The sequence below is a fragment of the Iodidimonas nitroreducens genome (assembly GCA_000710935.1).
Lineage (GTDB): Bacteria > Pseudomonadota > Alphaproteobacteria > Sphingomonadales > Rhodothalassiaceae > Iodidimonas > Iodidimonas nitroreducens.
This window is the reverse complement of the sequence record BAYV01000041.1, coordinates 45,961-65,970: the sequence shown is the minus strand read 5'-3', so window position 1 is coordinate 65,970 and position 20,010 is coordinate 45,961. Positions and strand designations below refer to the sequence as shown.

The window sequence follows — 20,010 nt, the reverse complement described above, 5'->3', positions numbered from 1 at the left end:
ACTGGGGGGGCCATAACCGGCGGGGCCATAACCGGCGGGATCAAAGGCCATTGGCGCGATCTGGGGGGCTGCGCCGGGCCGGCTCGCCTGCAATCTGCGATCCTCCATCTGCTGGTTGTGCACCTGATGGGCCAACGCCAAAAGGTCGGAAACAAGGCGATCGAGGCCCGCCGAACGAGACCCCTTCACCAAAACCACATCGCCTTTATTCAGCATCGGCAAAAGAAGATTGAGAGCCTGTTCGGGGCTATCGGCCCGCCGCACCGCCAGATCAGCCTTGCGAGCGGCATCCTGCATCAAAGGGCCAAGAGCGATCACGGCATCAAGGCGGGCTGCCTTCAGATCGGGGATCAGCGCCTGATGGCAGGCAGCGGCGGTGGCCCCCAATTCGGCCATATCCGCCAGCACCGCGATCCGGCGCGCGCCCTTGTCCTGAGGCCGCCGGGCCAGCACCCCAAGGCTTGCCCCCAAAGACACCGGATTGGCATTATAGGCATCATCGATGAGGCAAAAAGGACCATCGCCCAGATCCATGAAAAGCGCCCGCCCGCGCCCGCGCCCGGGTCGGAAATCCGCCAGCCCCAAAGCCGCCATCCCCAGATCGCCACCCAAGGCCCGCACGGCGGCCAAAACCATCAGGCCATTCAAAACCCAATGCCGGCCGGGCATATTGAGCCGAAAACTCAACCGCAGATCATCGAGATTGGCGGTGAGGCAGCTCATTCTTTCATCTTCATAAAGGCGGTGCACATGCACATCGGCAGTGCGATCATCGAATGAAACGCTGGTGATACTGGCTTTGGCCGCTTTAGCCGCCTCGATCAAAAAGGCAGCATGGCTGTGATCGATGGCTAAAATCGCCTGCCCGCCCGGCTTCAGGCCCGCAAAAATAGCGGCTTTTTCAGCGGCAATGGCATCAAGGCTTTTGGCCCTGATCGTCTGGTCATCCGCCACGTCCGGGCTATGTTCACCGCCCGCCTCGAACCCGGCGGCATGGGCAAGCCCGATGGTGGTGATGATCGCCAGATCCGGGGCCACAAGGCGCGAAAGAGGAGCGATTTCACCGGGGGCATTCATCCCCAATTCAAAAACGGCAAAGGCGGTTTCCCGGGGCATCCGCGCCAATGACAAAGGCACGCCCACCCGATTATTAAAGCTTTTGAAGCTGGCATGGGTGAGCGTATCGCGGCCCAAGGCCTTGCTCAGCATATCTTTCACGCTGGTTTTGCCGGCACTGCCCGTCACCGCGCAGACCCGCCCCACCATGCGTTTGCGCGCTGCCCGGGCCAGGCGATCAAGGGCGGCGAGGCCATCATCCACATAAACCAGCCTTGGATCATTAGGGGCCAGTTCGGCCGCCGGTCGGCTGACCAAAGCCGCCACCGCCCCCGCCTCAAAAGCCGCCGCCACATGATCATGGCCATCGCTGTGCGCGCCCGCCAAGGCGATGAACAGATCGCCGGGGATGATCTCGCGGCTATCGATCGCCACCCCATCCACAAACCAGCGCCCCTCCGCGCCCCCCAGATCATGGCCATGGCTGCGGCCCCCGGTAACCGCCAGAATTTCCTGCGCTGTCCATAAAGGCTGCCTGATCATGGGCCGGTCCTTTGTGATAAGGCTTTTTGCACCTGTTCCAGATCGGAAAAGGGCAGGATGTGATCGCCGATGATCTGGCCATTTTCATGACCCTTGCCTGCAATCACCAGAATATCGCCGGGCCTTAGCTTGTTGATGGCATTAAAAATCGCCCGGGCGCGATCAGCGATCTCGAGCGCATCCGGGCAGCTTTCCATAATCGCCTTGCGGATCGCCGCCGGATCTTCGGTACGGGGATTATCATCGGTGATGATCACCCGATCCGCATAGCGATGGGCCACCGCCCCCATGGCTGGCCGCTTGCCGCGATCCCGATCCCCCCCTGCGCCAAACACCACGGATAAAGCCCCGCTGCAATGGGGGCGCAGGGCTTCCAGAACCGTTTCAAGGCCGCCCGGCGTATGGGCATAATCAACGAAAACCCTGCCACCACCCGCTTTATCCCCGGCCCATTGCAGCCGCCCCAAAACCGGCTTCAAACCCTCCATGGCCTTGAAAACGGCAGCCGGAGACGCCGAAAGCGCGCAGAGGATGGCCGCTGCAAGCAGGGCATTTTCAGCCTGAAACCCGCCGAAAAGCGGCAGATCGATCTGATGGTCCTGATCGTGATAGCGGATGGAAAGGCGCTGGCCTTCGGCGGTGGGATCAATGGCCCGCACATGCAGATCGCAATCCGCACCCCGGCCCACGGTGATCACGGCCAGATCGCGGCCTTTGGCCAGATCGATCATCCGCTGGCCCGCCGGGCTATCCGCCCAGATCACCGCCACGCCATCGGCAACCAGCACTTCGCTGAAAAGCCGGGCTTTTGCGTGGAAATAGGCTTCCATATTCTGGTGATAATCAAGATGATCCCGGCTGAGATTGGTAAAGGCCGCCACTTTGGGCTGCAAGCCATCCAGCCGATATTGCACCAGCCCATGGCTTGATGCCTCGCACGCCACATGGGTGATACCATGGGCCGCCAGATCATGAAGCGTTTCATGAAAAGTGACGGGGTCGGGGCTGGTCAGGCCACCGGGGCGGCTGAGGCTTTCGCTTTCCACCCCCAAAGTGCCGATGCTGGCCCCGCGCAGATCAAGGGTACACCAAAGCTGGCGGCAGAAGCTCGCGACCGAGCTTTTGCCATTGGTGCCGGTGATGCACACGATATTTTGTGGCTGGGCGCCATAAAAAGCCGCTGCCATCTCGGCAAAGCGGCGCTGGGGCCGGGATGAGAACAAAAAACTCACAGCCGCCCCGGCTTGATGATCGCTTGCCTGATCATCGGCGGGGGCCAAAATCGCCACCGCACCCCGGGCAATCGCGTCATCAATGAACTGGCGGCCATCGGCGCGGCTGCCGGGAAGGGCCGCAAAAAGATCACCCGGGCGCACCTTGCGGCTATCGGCGGTGAGGCCGGTAATGACCTGTCCGGCATCGCCCCGCACCCCCAAAAGGGCGGCCAGCGGGCGGCGGATGGAGGCCCCCCCGCTCATGGTTTTTTCCTTGAATCTTCGATGACGAACGCCGCCTGCTGGAAGGGACCATTGTCTTCTTCATGGGGCCTCACCCCCAAAAGCGGGGCGATCCGCAAAATCACATCCGCAACCGTGGGGGCTGCCGTCCAGCCGCCACCGGCATAATTCCAGGTGGATTTGATGCCCTGCGGCTCATCGATCATCACGAAAACCAGATAGCGCGGATCATCCATGGGAAAAATCCCGGCAAAAGACGAGAGCAGCGCTTTCCGCGCATAGCCGCCGCCCACGGCTTTTTCCGCCGTGCCGGTTTTGCCACCCACCCGATAGCCCGGCACATCGGCCTGCTGGGCCGTGCCTTTCTGCACCACCAGCCGCATCAGGGTGCGCAAGGTGGCGCTGGTTTTTTCTGAAATCACCGATCTGCCCTTTGCCTTTTGATCGGCAGATTTAACCAGCAAAGTGGCAGGATGAAGATCGCCGCCATTGACCATGGCCGACAAACCACTGGCCAATTGCACCGGGCTCACCGCAATGCCATGGCCATAGGCGATGGTCATGGTGGCAATATCGCGCCAGCGATCCGGCACCAAAGGATGCCCCACTTCCGCCAATTCAAGGCTGGCCGGGCGCAAAAGCCCCAAACGCGATAAAAAATCCTGCTGGGCCTCGGTGCCCACCTCCATCGCCATTTTGGCCGCCCCGATATTCGAGGAATGAACAAAAATCTCGGGAAGGCTCAGCACCCGGTTCTGGGGATGATCATCGCGGATGGTGAACCGGCTGACCTTGATCGGCTCGCTGGCATCATAATGGCTGGCAATCGTCGCCGTGCCCGCCTCCAAAGCCATGGCAAGGGTAAAAGCCTTGAAGGTGGAGCCAAGCTCATACACCCCCTGGCTCGCCCGATTGAAAAAAGCCTGCTCAGGCGACGCTGCCGGTTCATTGGGATCGAAATCGGGGACCGAGGCCATGGCCAGCAATTCCCCGCTGCGCACATCCATCACCAATCCGGCCCCGCCAATGGCCGAAAAACGATCAACGCTGCGCTGAACTTCATCCATCAGGGCGTGCTGGACCCGCACATCCACCGACAGCGCCAAAGGCTCATCCACCTTATCCATATCCGATAAGCGGGCATCGAAATAATGTTCAACCCCGGCCAGCCCCCGGCCATCAGGATCGGTAAAGCCCAGCACATGGGCGGCCAGCCGCCCTTGGGGGTAAATCCGTTCTTCTTCCTCTTGAAAAGCAAGGCCGGGCAGGCCCAAAGCATTCACCTGCCACATCTGTTTGGGGGTGAGTTTACGCTTCAGCCACACAAAGCGGCCATTGCCCTGCAGCTTTTGCAGGAGTTGCGCTTCCACCAGATCGGGAAACAGGCGCGACAGTTTCGCCGCCACCTGTTCTGGTTCCAGTATGCGCATGGGATCGGCATAAAGCGATGCGGTCTTGAGATTGGTGGCCAAAACCACCCCATGGCGATCCACAATATCCGCCCGCAAAGCCGTTGGGGTCAAAAAGCTTTGGGCGGCGTAGCGGGTTTCGGAAACGGCCTGAAACAGGCCCAGATCAACGATCCGCAGGGCCATCACCGAAAAAACCACGCCAAACATCACAGCCACCACTACAAGACGCTGCCGCGCCTTTTCGATGGCTGTTGCCCGCGCGCCATCCAAACTGACGCGCAAAGACATCATCTTTGCCCCCCGATTTGGTCGAGAGATCTTTGGATTCGCGCGGCAAAATCAACCGGATCACGTTTCGTCTCCACCTCGGCGGGCGATGGGGCCCGGACCTTGAAAGCCGCCCTGTTGACGGCAGCCTGCAGATCGTCCGCCATCAGCCGATGATCGGCGGCGGCATAGCGATCTGGTGTTTCAGCTTGTGGCATCTCCGGTTGGGGCAAAGCGGGGGCCACAGGTTTATGCCGGGGCGAAGGCACATGGAAAATATCATCGCCCACCCTTTTATCAGGTGTGGCTTGGGCCAAAAGCCGCCCTTCCATACGATAAGGCAAGGACGTGAGGGAAGCGAGGACCTGATCAGGAGTAACCGGGCGCAGGCTCAAGGTCCGTACCGACACATCCTGAAGAGCCTGCGGGCTGGCGAGATAGGCCCATTCCGCTTCCAGCACCCGCACGGCTTCGGAATCGTCCAGAATCTGCTGCTCCAAAGCCGCCAGATGCGCGCGACGGTTTTCCACGCTGTGCTTCACTTTATAAAGGCCACCCGCCGCAAGAATCACGAATGAAAGCGCAAGAATGATCAGAAATTGTCTCATGCGGCATCCTTCCAAGCGGGCGCATCGGTGCGAACAGCCACCCGCAAACGCGCCGAACGCGCCCGGGGATTGCTCGAGATTTCCTGCGCTGTGGGTTTGATCGCCCCCTTTTTGGGCAGATAAAAACTGGGGGCCGGATGATCATCGGGTACAGCCGGGCGATGCCGAGATCCGGCAGGCAGGCGCCCTGCGCGCTCGGCCAGAAAGGCTTTGACGATCCGATCTTCAAGAGAATGAAAGGCAACGATGGCAAGCCGCCCTTCCGGCGCCAAAAGCCGCTCGGCAGCACACAGCACGCGGGAAAGCTCGCCCAACTCATCATTGACGGCAATGCGCAAAGCCTGAAAACTGCGGGTGGCAGGGTGGATTTTCTTTTTGCCATGGGGGCCATGGCCCACGGTGGCCGCGATGATCTCGGCAAGCTGCAAAGTGGTGGTGATCGGCGTTTCGGCTCGCGCCGCCACAAGGGCGCGGGCGATTTTCCGGGCGCGGGGGTCTTCGCCCAGATGATAGATGATGTCGGCAAGCTCTTCCTCGCTTTTGCCATTCACCAGATCCGCCGCCGATGGCCCCTCGCCCCCCATGCGCATATCCAAAGGCCCATCAAGCTGAAAGGAAAAGCCCCGGGCGGCGGTTTCAAGCTGATAGGATGAAACCCCGATATCAAGGGTAATGCCCGCCAGCTTGTGCACATCAAGATCGCGCAACAGGGCTTCCATCTCGGAAAAGCGACCTTCCAGAAGACGGAACCGCCCTTCATAGGCGCGCAGCATCTCGGCCCCGCGGGCAATCGCCTCGGGATCGCGATCAATGGCATAAACCCTGATCTGGGGTGATCGATCGAGCAAAGCCCGGCTATAGCCCCCGGCACCAAATGTTCCATCAACGAAACGGGCATTGGCAGGCAAGGGCTGATCTGTGGGCACCAGCGCATCGATCACGGCATCGCACATCACCGGCACATGGCCATGATGGGGCTTGGCGCGGCCCGGAATTTTGCGGGCGGCTTTGCTCATGATCCGTCTCCGCCGGGGCTGGGGGCGCGGGGGCGCATGGCCCCAAGGCGCATGGCGGCGGCCCGAGCCTTTTCGCGCTGGGCATCGCGATAGGCTTCCCACGCCGCAGGTTCCCAGATCAGGATCTTTTCGCCCACGCCCACAAACACCGCCATATCGGTGATCGAGGCAAACTGCATCAGGGATTGCGGCAGCAAAATCCGCCCGCCGCCATCAAAAGGCAGATCGAAAGCGGCCCCCAGAATCGTTGCGGCCAAAGCTTCCTTTTCATCTTCAAAAGCGCCGAAATCTTCGGCCAGCCTTTGCGACAATTCATCCATATATTCGCGGGAGCTGGCTTCCAGACAGGGCAGCTTGAAGCTTTCATAAACCACGATGCCGCTGAATTCACTGCGTTCCAGCAAGGCACGATAGCGCGCAGGAACGGAAACCCGCCCCTTGGCATCCACCTTATTGCTGTAATTGGCTGTGAAGCGCATGCCCCGCTGCCATCCCTGTTTGTGCATCTCGAAAGCTGAGCCCAAAGATGCGTGATTGCTGTTGCCCCTGATTTTTTTTGGGTTTCTATGGGATACCATGCCACAATATGGTTCGCAATGGGATGAAGCCCTTTTTGCAGTGCTTTTGAGGGCTTTGGGCCGGTCTTTCACAGCAATGTCTTAAGAGTGCGGACAAATCAGGCTAAATTAAAAGAAATGAAACCATGGCAAAGACTTGCCCGAAACCATCGGGATCAAAGCCTTTTTTGGTATTCGTTCTTTCTATGTTCTATATCACATCCTGATTATGCGCTTTATCGAAACATCTTGTGATATTTTGGAAAAAGTGCCGCCAAAGCGTGGCTGGCCACCGAGTCGGCAGCCCTGATGAAGATGACACGATTCGACATCTTCAGATGCATTCATCAATATTTGGGAATAATGCGCCAGATGGCCTGTAAGCCGGGTTCTGTGCCCCTGTTTGATCGCAACCAAACAGGGCGACGACCATTCCTCTAGGGCTGCCGTTGCCGACAGCCTCAAGCGATCAACCCGGACGACGGCCCAAAGACAAGGCCATATGCCGTCCCTATTCGATCTTGCTCCCGGTGGGGTTTACCATGCCCGCCCTGTTACCAACGCGGCGGTGCGCTCTTACCGCACCCTTTCACCCTTACCCGGCACCATGGTCCTGCAAGGCAGGGGGCCGGGCGGTTTACTTTCTGTGGCACTGTCCCTGAAGTCACCTTCGCCGGGCGTTACCCGGCACCGTATCTTTGTGGAGCCCGGACTTTCCTCGAAATCCGCCAAGCGGATCGCGCGGCCGTCCGGCCATCTGGCGCGCTTCTCAGATGAGCCATAAAAAGAAAGAGATCAAGATCAATCGCCCGCGCATGTCCCGAAAATCATCTGATCGCCGTTCTCAGAAGCGACATGGCCCCAAAGCGGCCTTGCGCCAGCGGAGCAGATGAGGCAAATTCCTCCCTGATTTTGATCTTTAAGGGAATTGGCGAGATGGCGCAGGCACATAAAATCGCGGCGGGCAAAGCGATCCGGCTTTTGGGCATTGCCGTCATGTCTGTGATGCTGGCCGGGTGCAGCTGGTTTTCCAGCAAGGAAGTGGACCCGATCTTTTCTGATATGCCCATGGGGCCAGACAGCCAAAGCATCAAAAAGCAATTTCCCGATGGCCTGCCCGGGGATCGCGATAACAGCCGCCACATGCGCACCAGCGATGCCCAGCCTGCGCTTCATCCCATCCCTGAAGCCGCCCCGCAATAAGGCCCCCATCAGCCTTCATGATCAGCTTTCATCATGGCGATAACAATCCAGAAAAATCCGCACCGCCCGGGCCACATGATCATCGATGGCACTGGCCGAAAGGGGGGGTTCGATCCCCAAGGTGCGCCGCAGATGCAGATCGCCGCGCATCAGGGTTCCAAAAAGCCGGGTCGCCTCGGCCCTGTCCTCGCACGTAAAAGCCCCTTGCGCCGCCGCATGGGCCAGCACTTTTTCAATGCCCGCCGCCAGCCGCCCGGGGCCTTCTTCAAAAAACATCTCCACAAGCTTTGGATGGCTTTCGCAATTCACCGCCAAAAGCCGGAACAAAGCCACTGCATCTTCAGACACCACCAATGTCACATAGCGCCGCCCAATCTCGCGCAGCCGATCTTCCAAAGATCGGGGGGCCGCCCCTGCCACCGGATCATCAGGAAAAAATTCCGTAACCCGATGTTTGATCACCGCCCGAAAAAGCCCTTCCTTATTGGTGAAATGGCTATAGACCGTTTGTTTTGAAACGCCCGCCCGCTGGGCAATCTGATCCATCGCCGCCCGATCAAACCCCATTTCCAAAAACAAATCCCCGGCGGCATCCAATATGGCCTGATGCTTATCCGTGCTGCGCGGCCGCCCGCGCACCGCCAAACAATCGCTTTTCGCTTTTTCCGGCTGCTGTTTCATCCAGACAAAACCCTCAAATTTATTTATTGGACTATAAAGTCCAGTTTTGTTATAAAGCGAGACTGTTGGAAGAGCAAGGCCCAGGAAGAGCGCGATTCTCAAAGGACGGATCGTCTCTTTTCTGATCACAGGCTGGTTCTGAGCACGATGGATAGGCTGACCCTGTGGCTGATAGGCCCCTTTTTTGGATAGCAACGGCATGACCGATTCTTCTTCACCGCTTTGGCACAGATTTTCCCCTTCTGTCTGGAAAAAGCTGGCGATGGCCGCCGGGCTTTTGGCGCTGATCGGGCTTGCCTTTCTCATCATTCTCGATGGCATGGGCAAGGGCCTGTCGCCTTTGGCGGGCTCTGGTGATCAAGGGGCGGAAGAACGGGCCATGCCGGTTTCCGTGCTGGTGGTGGATATGCAGGCGCATTATGAAATCGCCCGGGGCTTCACCGGGCGGGTGGTTTCGCGCCGGGCGGTGGATCTGGCCTTTGATAATGGCGGCATCATCAATCAGATCACCGTGGATAATGGGGCGCGCATCGAAAAAGGGCAGGCGCTGGCTTTTCTCGATACGGATCGGCTGATGGCCCGCAAATCGGAATTGGCAGCGAGCCTCGCCGAAGCCGAAGCCAATCTTTTGCTCAGCCGTAAAACCGTGGAGCGCATCCGCGCGCTGTACAAACAAGGCCATGTGACCGAACAAAGGCTGGATGATGCCATCGCCGATACGGATATGGCTCTGGCCCGGCAAACCAGCGCCGCCGCCGCGCTCAATTCTATCGAGGTCGATCTGGAAAAAGCGGTGTTGCGCGCACCGTTCGATGGGATCATTTCCCGCCGCCTGCGCGATGAGGGCAGCATCATCGCAGCGGGCACGCCGGTTCTTAATCTGATCGAGGGGGGCAGCCTTGAAGCCGAAGTGGGGATGCCCCTCGATTTTTCCCATCGCTTGCAATCGGGCGATCATGTGCCCTTGAAAACGCAGGATGACCATCTGGTTTTTTCCAGGGTAAAAAGCGTGGTGCCTTTGGTGCGGGGGTCCACCCGCACGGCCCTTGTCACCCTTGATATCACCGGCGATGTTGCCGATCTGATCGCCGATGGATCGCTGGTGACCGCCGAAATAGAAGAGCCGGTGGAAACCCCGGGCTTTTGGGTTCCCCTGCGGGCGCTGACCGCCGATGTGCGCGGCCTGTGGCGGGTTTATAAGGTGATCGAAACCGATGCGGGCGATGAACGGATCGTTTTTGAAAATGTCCAGATTCTGCATAGCACCGATGATCGCGCCTTTGTTTCGGGCACGGTATCGGATGGGGATCGGCTGATCGATGGCGGGGTTGCCCGCATTGCCCCCGGCAAGCGGGTAGAGGTGGTGAAAACCAGCCATTTCGATGGCGGGACAGCCGATCCATCAGAAGCCCAATCCCCCCAAACCGAACAAAAAGGCTAGGATGATGGGCAGTCTTTATCGCTATCCGCGCCTGATCATTCTTTTGCTGCTTTTGATCATGGTGGCAGGCAGTGCCGCCATCACCACCATGCCGCGCCTTGAAGATCCGCATATGGAAAATCGGGTGGCTTTCGTGATCACCCGTTTCCCCGGAGCCAGTGCCGCCCGGGTTGAGGCGCTGGTGACCGAAAAAATCGAACGCAAGCTGCGCGAAGTAGCGGAAGTCGATGATATTTCATCAAGTTCGCGGGTGGGATTGTCGTTCATCACCATCGAAATGAAAGACGAAGTGGAGGATGTGGATCGCGTTTCCGCCCTTTTGCGCGACAAGCTGGCCGAACTGACCGATCTGCCCGAAGGAGCCGCCGATCCGGTTTATGATGATGATCGGCTTTATTCCTTCACCGCCATCATCGGCCTTGTCTGGCATGGGGAAAGCGCCCCCAATTATGCCATTCTGGGCCGCCATGCGCGCGAGCTTGATACCCGCCTGAGCAATATTCCCGGCACCGATTTTGTGCGCACCTTCGGGCTGCCCAGCGAAGAAATCGCGGTCACCATCGATGATGATATGCTGGCGGCCATGGGCATGTCGGCTTTGGATGTGGCCAATCGCGTGTTTGCTGCCGATAGCAAAAACAGCGCCGGCACATTATCGGGCGAAGATAATCGCTATGTGATTTCGGTGGATGGGGCCTTTGACAGCTTAGAGCGCATCCGCACCATTCCCATTTCCACCAATGCCGATACCGGCATCGCCACTTTGGGCGATGTGGCAAAGATTGAGCGCACGCACCGCGATCCTCCCGATAGCCTTGCCTATCTTTCCGGCGATTATGGGGTGGTGGTGGCCGCCCGGATGCTGGAAGACAATCGCATCGATGGCTGGATGGAAAAAGTGCAATCGATGCTCGATAGCTATCAGGCCACCCTGCCGGAAAATATCACCGCCGATATCATTTTCGATCAGGCGCAATATACCCATCAAAGGCTATCGGATCTGATGCAGAATCTGATCTACAGCGCCTTTATCGTGATCATTGTACTGCTGGTCACTTTGGGCTGGAAAGCGTCATTCATTGCCGGATCGATTCTGCCGCTCGCCGCCCTTGCATCATTGGCCGTGCTCAATCTGCTGGGTTTTCAGATCGAACAGATGGTGGTCACGGGGATGATCGTCGCCCTTGGCATCATGGTCGATAATGCCATCGTCGTCACCGATGAGGTGCAGGGCCGCCTTTTACGGGGCGAGCGGCGATCCCAGGCCGTGGCCCGCACCATCCGCAAATTATGGCTGCCTTTGATGGGGTCCACCGTCACCACGGTGATCGCCTTCATGCCGATCATCCTGATGCCCGGCAATGCCGGTGAATTTGTGGGCGGCATTTCGGCCAGTGTGATCGCCGCCCTGATCACCAGCTATATCATCAGCTTCACCATCATCGCCGCGATGGCCGGGCGGGTGCTCACCCGATCCGATCCGGTGCAGGATGCCACCCAAGGCCAACATCACAGCCGCACATGGTGGCGCGATGGGGTGGATGCAAAGCCCATTCGGCTGGCTTTTCGCCGCTCGCTGCACTGGTCGATGAACCATCCCCGCGCCTCATTGCTTATTGCCAGCGCCCTGCCCCTGATGGGCCTGCTGCTGGCCAGCACCCTCGATGAACAATTTTTTCCGCCGGCTGATCGCGATCAATTTCATATTGAAATGACCCTGCCGGCCCAAGCCAGCATCGAAGAAACCCGCCAGTTGGTCGAAGAGGTCCATGCCCGGCTGGCCGAAGATCCCGATCTTTTGTCGGCACATTGGTATATCGGCCAAAGCGCTGCCAAATTTTATTATAATCTGCTCACCAATCGTGATGGCGCGGCCAATTATGCTCAGGCCATGATCACCGCCACAAGCCCCGCCGCGGCGGATCGCATGATCGGTCGCTATCAGGATCGCCTTGATCGCGCCTATCCCCATGTGCAAACGCTGGTGCGCAAGCTGGAACAGGGCCCCCCCTATAATGCCCCGGTGGAAATCCGCATCCATGGGCCGGATATCGAAACCCTGCGCGAATTGGGCGAACAGGTGCGCAGGGTGATGGCATCGGTGCCCAGTATCATCCACAGCAGCACCAGCCTTGAAGTGGGGCGACCGGAAATCACCATCGTTCCCAATGAACGCGCCGCCGCCACCCTTGGCATCGATCTGCGGATGATTGCCGATCAGATTCGCGCGGCGGTGGATGGGGCATCGGGCGGCTCGATCATCGAAGAAACCGAAGATGTGCCGGTGCGGATCAGAACCAGCAATGAAGGCCGAACCAGCCTTGAAGGGCTGCGGGCTTTGGAACTGGTCCCCGGGATCAGTAATCGCGAAGCCGATGGCAGCTTTTCCAGCGTGCCGCTCACCGCTTTGGCCCGGCTCGAGGTCAAGCCATCGGTAGGATCAATCCCCCGCCGTAATGGCGAACGGATCAACACGGTACAGGGCTTTATCCCCCCCGATATTCTGCCCGAAACAGCCTTTGCCGAAGTGAACAAGCGTCTTGACGCCGCCAATTTCTCGGTCCCCCCGGGCTATAGCATCGATTATGGCGGGGAAAGCGAAGAACGCAACGAAGCCGTGGGCAAATTGATGGCACAAGCGGGCGTGCTGGGGGTGCTGATGGTGATTGCCATCGTCCTCACCTTCAACAGCTTTCGTCTGGCTGCCATCACCTTTGCATCGGCCATTCAGGCCGCAGGGCTTGGGCTCTTATCCCTGTGGGTTTTTGGCTATCCTTTGGGCTTTGTGGTGATCGTGGGCCTGATGGGGCTGATCGGGCTGGCCATCAATGCCTCTATCGTTATTTTATCGGAACTGAAAAATGATCCCGCCGCGATGGATGGCGATGATGAGGCGATCATCCATGCGGTGATGTCCACCGGGCGGCATATCATTTCCACCACCCTCACCACGGTGGGCGGGTTCATGCCCCTGATCCTATCGCCCAGCAGCTTTTGGCCCCCCTTTGCCGTGGCCATTGCGGGCGGTGCACTTTTCACCATGATCGTCTCATTTTATTTTGCGCCCGCTGCCTTCAAGCTGATGCTGGGGCGGAAAAGCCAGAGCAGGCAGGATGAACTGGCCAGTGCATCGCCCGATCTGCTCAGCCGTGCCGGGGAATGATCACAGCCCATCGATGGCGGCGCTCAGGCGGGCGCCTTTATCGGTTGCGATTCGTTCAAGTGTGCGCACACGTTCTTCCAATTGATCGATGCGCTGCAATTGATCGGCCACCCCCAGCTCTTTCAGTCGGCTTTCCAGATCCTGCATCCTGTTTTTGGTCTTGTTGCGATTTTTCAGCACCTCGCCAATGGTGGCAATCAGCACGATCAGAACAACCATCTCAAACACGCCCATGGCGTTTCTCCTTTTTAATCAGCACCCGCTGACAACGTATTTTTACAAAATCTCGCTGCCCAAATAAACGAAATCACTGAAACTGATATCGGTTTGGCTATCGACCGAAAAAAACATCAATGCCTTCAAAGAAACACCGATCTCGATGGATTGGGGCAGAATATCGCCGCTTTTTGCATGACGGTTGAAGGTGAACAGAGTTTCAAAGGCCTTGATTTTCGCAACCATCGGCTTGGAAAAAGGGGCCGGGGCAAAAATTCGCATGGATGAGACAAAAGGTGCATCGCTCGAAAGATCAACAACCAGATCGCTTTTCAAATGCTCGGCGAATGCAGCGCTCTCCGCATCGAGCCATTGATCCAACTGCCCCTCTATGCGGTAATGCGCTTCTCGATCATTGATCGAGACGAGGGTCGCATCCTGCCAATCCAGCTTTGCAATCATCTCGCCATATAAAGCAAAGCTATCCGAACTCTTGCCAGAGCCCAGATCGGGCTGCTCATAATCCGCCAGATCCTTGACCGAGGGGGCCGCCCCATCCACCGCCAGCAATTCCCATTGGGCCCCATCGGGCTGGCGCGGATCAAAGCGGGTGCGCCGGTCGGTCTTTTCATCATCTGCCACCATCACCAGATGATGCTGATAGCTGTAATGGCTGCGCTCAGGCTTGTTATCCGCCGCATGGGCAATGGCCTGCGCCAAAGGACCATCAGCCCGCGCCTGGCGCTGAGGGGGCGCTGAATCCCCGGTTTGGGCCTGAGCCGTTTGGACAAAGGCGGATGGCTCCATCGAGAAAAGCGCAAGAGTGCACAGCACAGCCATGGCCATTGATTTGATGATGATCACTTTAATCTCCCCACAAAGATGAAGCGGCGCGATGATCTGGCCCCTCAATATATTGAGAACTATAGTATATTGGTATGATATAAAAACAAGGCTTTTACGGAACATTTTCGTCGCCTTCCGCCCCATGGTCCCGCCGTCCTATCCTCTGTCTTTCCTGCTGTCCCCGCCATCCTGCCAAAAAAGCCGCGAAAGACACAGAAAAGCGTGGCCGCCCTTGATCGGCCCCGCTAATGTGCAGCCATGCGATGGGATCGGATCATTAAAGCGGTACACCGAGAGGTGGAACCCATTCTGGGCAAGGGCAAGGTGGCGAGCTATATCCCTGCTTTGGCCAATGTCGATCCCAAATATTTTGCTTTGGTGCTCACCACGCTGGATGGCAAAAGCTATGCCACGGGTCAGGCCGATATCCCCTTTTCAAGCCAATCCATCTCGAAAGTTTTCATGCTGACCCTTGCCCTTGAAGCCTGGGGCGGGCGGCTGTGGAAACGGGTAGGCCGGGAACCTTCAGGATCATCGTTCAATTCCATTGCCCAATTGGAATATGAACAGGGTGTGCCGCGCAATCCCTTTATCAATGCCGGGGCGCTGGCGGTGACCGATGCCGTGATTTCCAAAGCGGGCGAACGTGGTGCCCTTGATGATATGCTGACTTTGGTGCGGCGGGCCAGCCAATCGGATCGGGTGCGCATCAATCCCGATGTGGCGCAAAGCGAACGCCAATGGGGGCATCGCAATACCAGCCTTGCGCATTTCATGAAAAGCTTCGGTGTCATTGAAAATGATGTGGATCAGGTGCTCAACACCTATTTCTGCCAATGCGCCCTGGAAACCACAGCCACCGAATTATCCCGCGCCGGGATTTATCTGGCCAATGCCGGAAAACTGCCCCACACCGATGAAAAAATCACCCGGGCCGAACGGGCCACCCGGATCAATGCCCTGATGATGACCTGCGGCCATTATGATATGTCGGGCGATTTTGCCTTTCGCGTGGGGCTGCCGGGAAAATCGGGCGTAGGCGGCGGCATTTTGTGCATCATCCCCGGTGTCGGCAGCTTATGTGCCTGGTCGCCGCCCCTCAATGCCGCAGGCAATTCTTTGGCCGGAACGCGGGCGCTGGAGCTGTTTGCCCGCCGCGCCGATATCAATGTATTCAAGCGCCGGATGAGCTTTGCCCCCTCAAATGGCGGGATAAAGCCTGCCAATTAAGGGCGATCCAAAGAGCCGCCACCAGATTGCCGAGAATACAAAGAGCGGCGATCCACAAAAACGCCCGGCTCTTGCGCGGCTCGAAAAGCCAGATCACTCCGCCAAAAACGATGAACCCCACGATCACATCGGCAAATAAGGTGGCCCCCCACCATGTTCCGAGAAAGCCGCCCGTATGGGCAAAAAATGGATCAGCCCAAAGAGCCGCCAGAACGATCAGGCTCATGCCCAGCGCCAAACATCCATAAAAAATCCGCATGCATTCTCTGCCTTTATTGAACTCTGCCTATCCCATACGCATCGCGCTGGCTTTTTGATCATCCATCCTGATGAAGGATGCGGGGACGACATCATGAAAGAGGACGGAGCCCACGAAAGATGCTATCATAGCGATCTTATGCTGTGGCCTTTTGATCTTGTGTGGAGGCTTCGATGACCAAGTTGCTCCCCTTTTCTCCCGCCCCTTTTAAACAGGGGGTGATCCTGACCATCCTCGCCTTTGTGCTGCTCCAGGCCATGCCCCATGCTCTGGCGCAAAGCACCGGCACCCGAATCGAAAAAGCCCCCGACCGGCCATTGAACATCATCCGTTTCGATGAACCGGCGGAAATCGCTGAAATCCGTTCCCTGCTGGAACAAGGGGCGCATGGCGATGCCATTGATCTCGCCCTCACCCTTTTAGAGCGCGATAAAACCCCGGCCATCCAATATTCCGCATGGAATGCCCTGTGTGCCGCACGCAGCAAGGATAATCAGTGGGATGGCGCTTTAGAAGCCTGCGAAAAAGCCATCCTGATCCGCCCCCGCCATTGGATGGCCCGCAATTCCCGCGCCAATGTCTATCTGATGCAGGGGCGCTATGATCTGGCCCTTGATGATTTCCAGATCGCTTTGGCCAATCTGGCCCCCGGCAGCATGGAAGCCCAAATCGTGGAACATAATATCGCCATCACCGAAAGCCGTCGTCGGGCAAGTGGGGAAGGCTGAGTAGAGCTGCCACCCGCTCGATCTCAGCCCCCAAGGGCCGATCCTGCGATAAAGGTGGGCAGATATCCAAAATCCGTTCGCCAAATGCCCGGGTGGCACTGGCAAAGCCATCCTCGCCCCGCGCCCGATAAAGGGCCATGGCATGGCTGGCGGTGATCGCCTCGATCGCCAGAAGACGCCATAAAATATCCAGCAGACGCGCGGCTTTTCGGGCCGCGATGGTGCCCATGGTCACCACATCCTGATTATCGGCATTGGTGGCGATGGATTGGATCGACATCGGGGTTGCCAGCCCCCGCATTTCCGCGACCAGCGCCGTGGCGGTGACCTGCGCCCCCATCAGCCCGCTCGACATCCCCACCGTGCCGGCGCTCAAAAAGGCGGGCAGCCCGCCATTCCGCACCGGATCGGTCAGCCGATTGATCAGCCTTTCCCCATGCACTGCCAGCTTAATCAGCGGCAGCATCAGGCAATCGCTGACATAGGCCACATGCTGGCCATAAAAATTGCCGCCATGAACGGCATGGCCCGCCGCCACATCGATCAGGGGATTATCGCTGACTGCTGCCAATTCCCGTGTCACCACATCATGATGAAACTGCAACAGATCGAAAGCCGCACCCAATTCCTGAGGCAAACAGCGCAGGCTATAAGCATCCTGCGGGCAGGTTTGGGCCGCCAAAACCCCATCGCCTGCTGCTTCGATCCCTGCTTTTAACACCGGATTGGGCCATTCCGGGGCCATCACCCTTTGGCTATCGTGCAAAATATGGCGCAGGCGGGCGGCCGTTTTGGCCTGACCGGGATGGGGCCGCGCCCTTGACAAGGCATCATCATAGGCCTCCATCCGGGCTTTGCTCACATCCGCAATCAAGGCCGCAATGAGCAGCGCCTGATCAAAAGCCCGGGCCGCACCACCATCATTCAGGGCGGCAATCCCGGTCATCGCCGAAGTGCCATTGACCAAAGCCAACCCATCCTTGCGCCCGGGGTCAAGGGGGACCAACCCGGCCTTCGCCAGCGCCTCGCCCGCCGGCCTTTTCTGGCCATCCAGCAGAACCTCTCCCTCCCCCATCAAACACAGGGCCATATGGGCCAGTGGGGTGAGATCGCCGCTTGCCCCCACCGTGCCCATTTCGGGAATGCAGGGGATGATCCCATGATCAAGGCACCCGAGCATCAGATCGATCACCGTTCCGCTAACCCCCGATCCCCCTTGAGCCAGGCTGGCGATCCGCGCCGCCATGATGGCGCGCACCTGCACGGGCGGCAGCGGCTGGCCCACCCCGCTTGCCAGATGATAAATCAACTGCCGTTGCAGCAATGCGGTTTGATCCGGGGCGATATAATGCTGGGCCAGGGGGCCAAAGCCCGTGGTGACCCCATAAACCCGCCGCCTTTGGGCAATCAGATCATCCAAAAGCGCTGAGGCCCGCTTTATCCGCAATCGTGCCGCATCCGAAACGATAGCCTTAGCACCATGGGCAATAGCCTCGATATCGGCTGGGTTTGGGGTGCCCCCCAGATCGATCACGCGCGCCATCATCAAATCACCCAATCCATCGCTTTTCCCATCCCGGTGCGGGGCAAGGCCGGGCCCATTGTGAAAGATCGCGGGCATTGCGCCGGGGCAAGCTTTTGGGCACACCAATGCATCAGGTCGTCGCCCAGATTTTGGGCGGATCGTGGATCAAGATCATCAACCGGCACCACAAAGGCTTTGAGCCGATCCCCTTCATCGGGCCGCATCAGGCGCACGGCGGCCTTTGAAACCTTGGGATGGGTTTCAAGAAGACGAGCGATTTCAGCAGGATAGACATTGATCCCCAGCACCTGAATGGCTTCATCCCGGCGGCCATCGGGGCGGAAACGGCCATCCTCATCCCAGATGAAATGATCCTGCACATCCGCCACCCGGCCATCGGCGCGGTGGATTTCGTCCTCGCCAGCGGATCGCTGCCATCCGTCCATCAGGCGAAAAGAGGGTTCATCCATCCGCCGCAGGCCAAGGCCCGCCGTTTCGGTGGAGCCATAGATTTCATAACCGATCAGGCCGCTGGCCATGATCTGCGCGGCCACATCCCGATCGAGCGGCGCGGTTGAGCTGATCGCCACAGCCTGCGGCATGGCCGCCAATCGCGGGGCTGCCAGCCGCCAAAAGCCGGGATGGGCGATGATCCAATCCCCGGCCTGCACCTGCCGCGCCAAGGCCGCAGGGGTTTGACGACGCAGATCGAGACGCTGCAGCGCATCCCCATCATGATCGGAGGAAGGGGTAGCGGGAAACGCCCGCGCTGCGCCCAAAATCGTGAAAATAAAGCCATAGATATGGTGCGATGGCACCAGCGACAAAATGCGCCGGGGTGCACCCATCCCTTGGATCAGGCCATCAATTTCAGCCCGTAAATCATCGAGATGATGGCGCACCGGCTTGGGCGTGCCGGTACTGCCCGAGCTGAAGAAAACCATGCCATCATCAACCGTGCCCGCCAGTTTTTCCCGGCCATGGATGATCAGATCGATCCAATCCCCAAAGCGCCGCCGGGCCAGCAGATAATCATCGATCCCTAAAAGATCGAGACCAAAGCGCTGAGAGACCGCCCCGGCGATGCTCAATAATTCCATGGAATCAAGGGCCAAAGCCCGGGGGCCATCTGCCGCCCGATCATCAAGGGGCAAAGCATCCAGCGCCGCCCCCTGATCCTTGGCCAAACAATCGTGAAATAAATCCGCAAGGCCCCGATGGCCGGGCCTGAGATGCGCCAGTTCATCGATCAAAATATCACATAAAAGCTGGCGGATCAGGGGCCTGCGCCACCAGACCAAAGCAGGCGGCGCAGTGCCTTGGGATAAAAGCACGGGTTTTGTGGAGCTGTGTTGTCTCACAGGCGCTTGACAAAAACCCAATAGCTATCGCCCATCAGGGCTTTTTTCATATGCACTTTCACCTTGGTTGGCTGCATCTGATAATCGAAAATATATTCAAACATCACATTGAGATCACCTGCCGCAACACCCTTTTTGAATTTGCCTTCAAATTCAGGCGTGGCTGTGCAAGGGGCCACATCCTTGAAAAAATTCTTGCCCAGAACAGCGCTCGGATCCCGTCCGGTAATCTCGCCTTCAGCGGCATTATATTGGATGACCGTGCCATTTTTATCGAGTTGAATGGCCCCAAAGGCCAGCTTATCGATCTCGCCCTCTTTCAGTTTCGCGAGGCTGTTTTCAATATTATCTTCGCCAAAAGCAACGACCTGCATCATAAATCCTTAAACTATAAGATGTTGACCACTGATCACCCACAGCATATGGCTGTGGTGACAGGCC

At 58.2% G+C, this 20,010-nt stretch carries 18 protein-coding genes and 1 other RNA gene; 5 read left to right on the top strand and 14 right to left on the bottom strand.

From position 1 onward, the window contains the following. The 7 genes from AQ1_RS11845 to rnpB all read right to left on the bottom strand — a co-directional run. On the bottom strand, positions 1 to 1,599 hold a 1,599-nt coding region (locus AQ1_RS11845), incomplete at its 3' end, for a UDP-N-acetylmuramoyl-tripeptide--D-alanyl-D-alanine ligase (RefSeq protein WP_052371253.1). Then, entirely contained in the window at positions 1,596 to 3,077 is a 1,482-nt protein-coding gene (locus AQ1_RS11840) for a UDP-N-acetylmuramoyl-L-alanyl-D-glutamate--2,6-diaminopimelate ligase (protein ID WP_042087534.1), read from the bottom strand. The genes AQ1_RS11845 and AQ1_RS11840, both read right to left, overlap by 4 nt. Next, positions 3,074 to 4,759 (bottom strand): peptidoglycan D,D-transpeptidase FtsI family protein, encoded by a 1,686-nt coding sequence (locus AQ1_RS11835; RefSeq protein WP_042087532.1) that lies wholly within the window; start codon positions 4,757 to 4,759, stop codon positions 3,074 to 3,076. Before AQ1_RS11835 ends, AQ1_RS11840 begins: the two co-directional genes overlap by 4 nt. Continuing rightward, entirely contained in the window at positions 4,756 to 5,343 is a 588-nt protein-coding gene (ftsL, locus tag AQ1_RS11830; protein WP_042087530.1) for a cell division protein FtsL, read from the bottom strand. The genes AQ1_RS11835 and ftsL overlap by 4 nt, the downstream gene beginning before the upstream one ends. After that, positions 5,340 to 6,359 carry a 16S rRNA (cytosine(1402)-N(4))-methyltransferase RsmH gene (gene rsmH / locus AQ1_RS11825; protein ID WP_042087528.1) on the bottom strand — a complete coding sequence of 340 codons (1,020 nt, stop codon included), beginning with the start codon at positions 6,357 to 6,359 and terminating at the stop codon, positions 5,340 to 5,342. The genes ftsL and rsmH overlap by 4 nt, the downstream gene beginning before the upstream one ends. Beyond that, entirely contained in the window at positions 6,356 to 6,838 is a 483-nt protein-coding gene (locus AQ1_RS11820) for a division/cell wall cluster transcriptional repressor MraZ (RefSeq protein ID WP_042087572.1), read from the bottom strand. Before AQ1_RS11820 ends, rsmH begins: the two co-directional genes overlap by 4 nt. 442 nt (positions 6,839 to 7,280) lie before the next feature. Next, positions 7,281 to 7,677: RNase P RNA component class A (gene rnpB / locus AQ1_RS14700), an RNA gene on the bottom strand. Between the two features lie 175 nt (positions 7,678 to 7,852). Here rnpB and AQ1_RS11815 point away from each other — a divergent pair. Beyond that, the gene (locus tag AQ1_RS11815) at positions 7,853 to 8,119 is read left to right on the top strand and encodes a hypothetical protein (protein WP_150007026.1); all 267 of its coding nucleotides are present in this window, start codon (positions 7,853 to 7,855) and stop codon (positions 8,117 to 8,119) included. Positions 8,120 to 8,140: 21 nt separating this feature from the next. On the opposite strand, the gene AQ1_RS15190 is transcribed toward AQ1_RS11815, so the two are convergent. Next, on the bottom strand, positions 8,141 to 8,800 hold the full coding sequence (locus AQ1_RS15190; RefSeq protein WP_042087522.1) for a TetR/AcrR family transcriptional regulator: 660 nt from the start codon (positions 8,798 to 8,800) through the stop codon (positions 8,141 to 8,143). 199 nt (positions 8,801 to 8,999) lie between these two features. On the opposite strand from AQ1_RS15190, the gene AQ1_RS11805 reads away from it, so the two are divergent. Both AQ1_RS11805 and AQ1_RS11800 read left to right on the top strand, forming a co-directional pair. Beyond that, a complete protein-coding gene (locus AQ1_RS11805; protein WP_042087521.1) occupies positions 9,000 to 10,241 on the top strand; it encodes an efflux RND transporter periplasmic adaptor subunit in 1,242 nt (413 codons plus the stop codon). A gap of 4 nt (positions 10,242 to 10,245) precedes the next feature. Beyond that, complete coding sequence (locus tag AQ1_RS11800; protein ID WP_161760598.1) at positions 10,246 to 13,404, top strand: efflux RND transporter permease subunit; 3,159 nt, start codon at positions 10,246 to 10,248, stop codon at positions 13,402 to 13,404. Here AQ1_RS11800 and AQ1_RS11795 read toward each other — a convergent pair whose 3' ends face one another. Both AQ1_RS11795 and AQ1_RS11790 read right to left on the bottom strand, forming a co-directional pair. Further along, positions 13,405 to 13,638, bottom strand: a complete 234-nt coding sequence (locus tag AQ1_RS11795) for a hypothetical protein (RefSeq protein ID WP_052371251.1) — start codon at positions 13,636 to 13,638, stop codon at positions 13,405 to 13,407. Positions 13,639 to 13,680: 42 nt separating this feature from the next. Then, positions 13,681 to 14,484, bottom strand: coding sequence for a hypothetical protein (locus tag AQ1_RS11790; protein ID WP_150007030.1), 804 nt, complete (start codon positions 14,482 to 14,484; stop codon positions 13,681 to 13,683). A 240-nt stretch (positions 14,485 to 14,724) separates the two neighbouring features. Between AQ1_RS11790 and AQ1_RS11785 the strand changes: the two genes are divergently transcribed. Then, entirely contained in the window at positions 14,725 to 15,696 is a 972-nt protein-coding gene (locus AQ1_RS11785) for a glutaminase (protein WP_042087514.1), read from the top strand. Here AQ1_RS11785 and AQ1_RS11780 read toward each other — a convergent pair. Continuing rightward, positions 15,641 to 15,955 carry a hypothetical protein gene (locus AQ1_RS11780; RefSeq protein ID WP_042087513.1) on the bottom strand — a complete coding sequence of 105 codons (315 nt, stop codon included), beginning with the start codon at positions 15,953 to 15,955 and terminating at the stop codon, positions 15,641 to 15,643. The genes AQ1_RS11785 and AQ1_RS11780 overlap by 56 nt on opposite strands. A 173-nt stretch (positions 15,956 to 16,128) precedes the next feature. Between AQ1_RS11780 and AQ1_RS11775 the strand changes: the two genes are divergently transcribed. After that, positions 16,129 to 16,683 (top strand): tetratricopeptide repeat protein, encoded by a 555-nt coding sequence (locus AQ1_RS11775; protein ID WP_042087512.1) that lies wholly within the window; start codon positions 16,129 to 16,131, stop codon positions 16,681 to 16,683. Here the strand turns inward: AQ1_RS11775 and AQ1_RS11770 are convergent. Genes AQ1_RS11770 through pyp form a run of 3 tightly spaced genes read right to left on the bottom strand, consistent with a single transcriptional unit; the run spans position 16,646 to position 19,943 of the window. After that, positions 16,646 to 18,229, bottom strand: coding sequence for an HAL/PAL/TAL family ammonia-lyase (locus AQ1_RS11770; RefSeq protein WP_042087509.1), 1,584 nt, complete (start codon positions 18,227 to 18,229; stop codon positions 16,646 to 16,648). The genes AQ1_RS11775 and AQ1_RS11770 overlap by 38 nt on opposite strands. Then, complete coding sequence (locus AQ1_RS11765; RefSeq protein WP_052371249.1) at positions 18,229 to 19,569, bottom strand: AMP-binding enzyme; 1,341 nt, start codon at positions 19,567 to 19,569, stop codon at positions 18,229 to 18,231. Before AQ1_RS11765 ends, AQ1_RS11770 begins: the two co-directional genes overlap by 1 nt. Continuing rightward, a complete protein-coding gene (gene pyp / locus AQ1_RS11760) occupies positions 19,566 to 19,943 on the bottom strand; it encodes a photoactive yellow protein (RefSeq protein ID WP_042087567.1) in 378 nt (125 codons plus the stop codon). The genes AQ1_RS11765 and pyp overlap by 4 nt, the downstream gene beginning before the upstream one ends. Positions 19,944 to 20,010 lie beyond the last annotated feature (67 nt).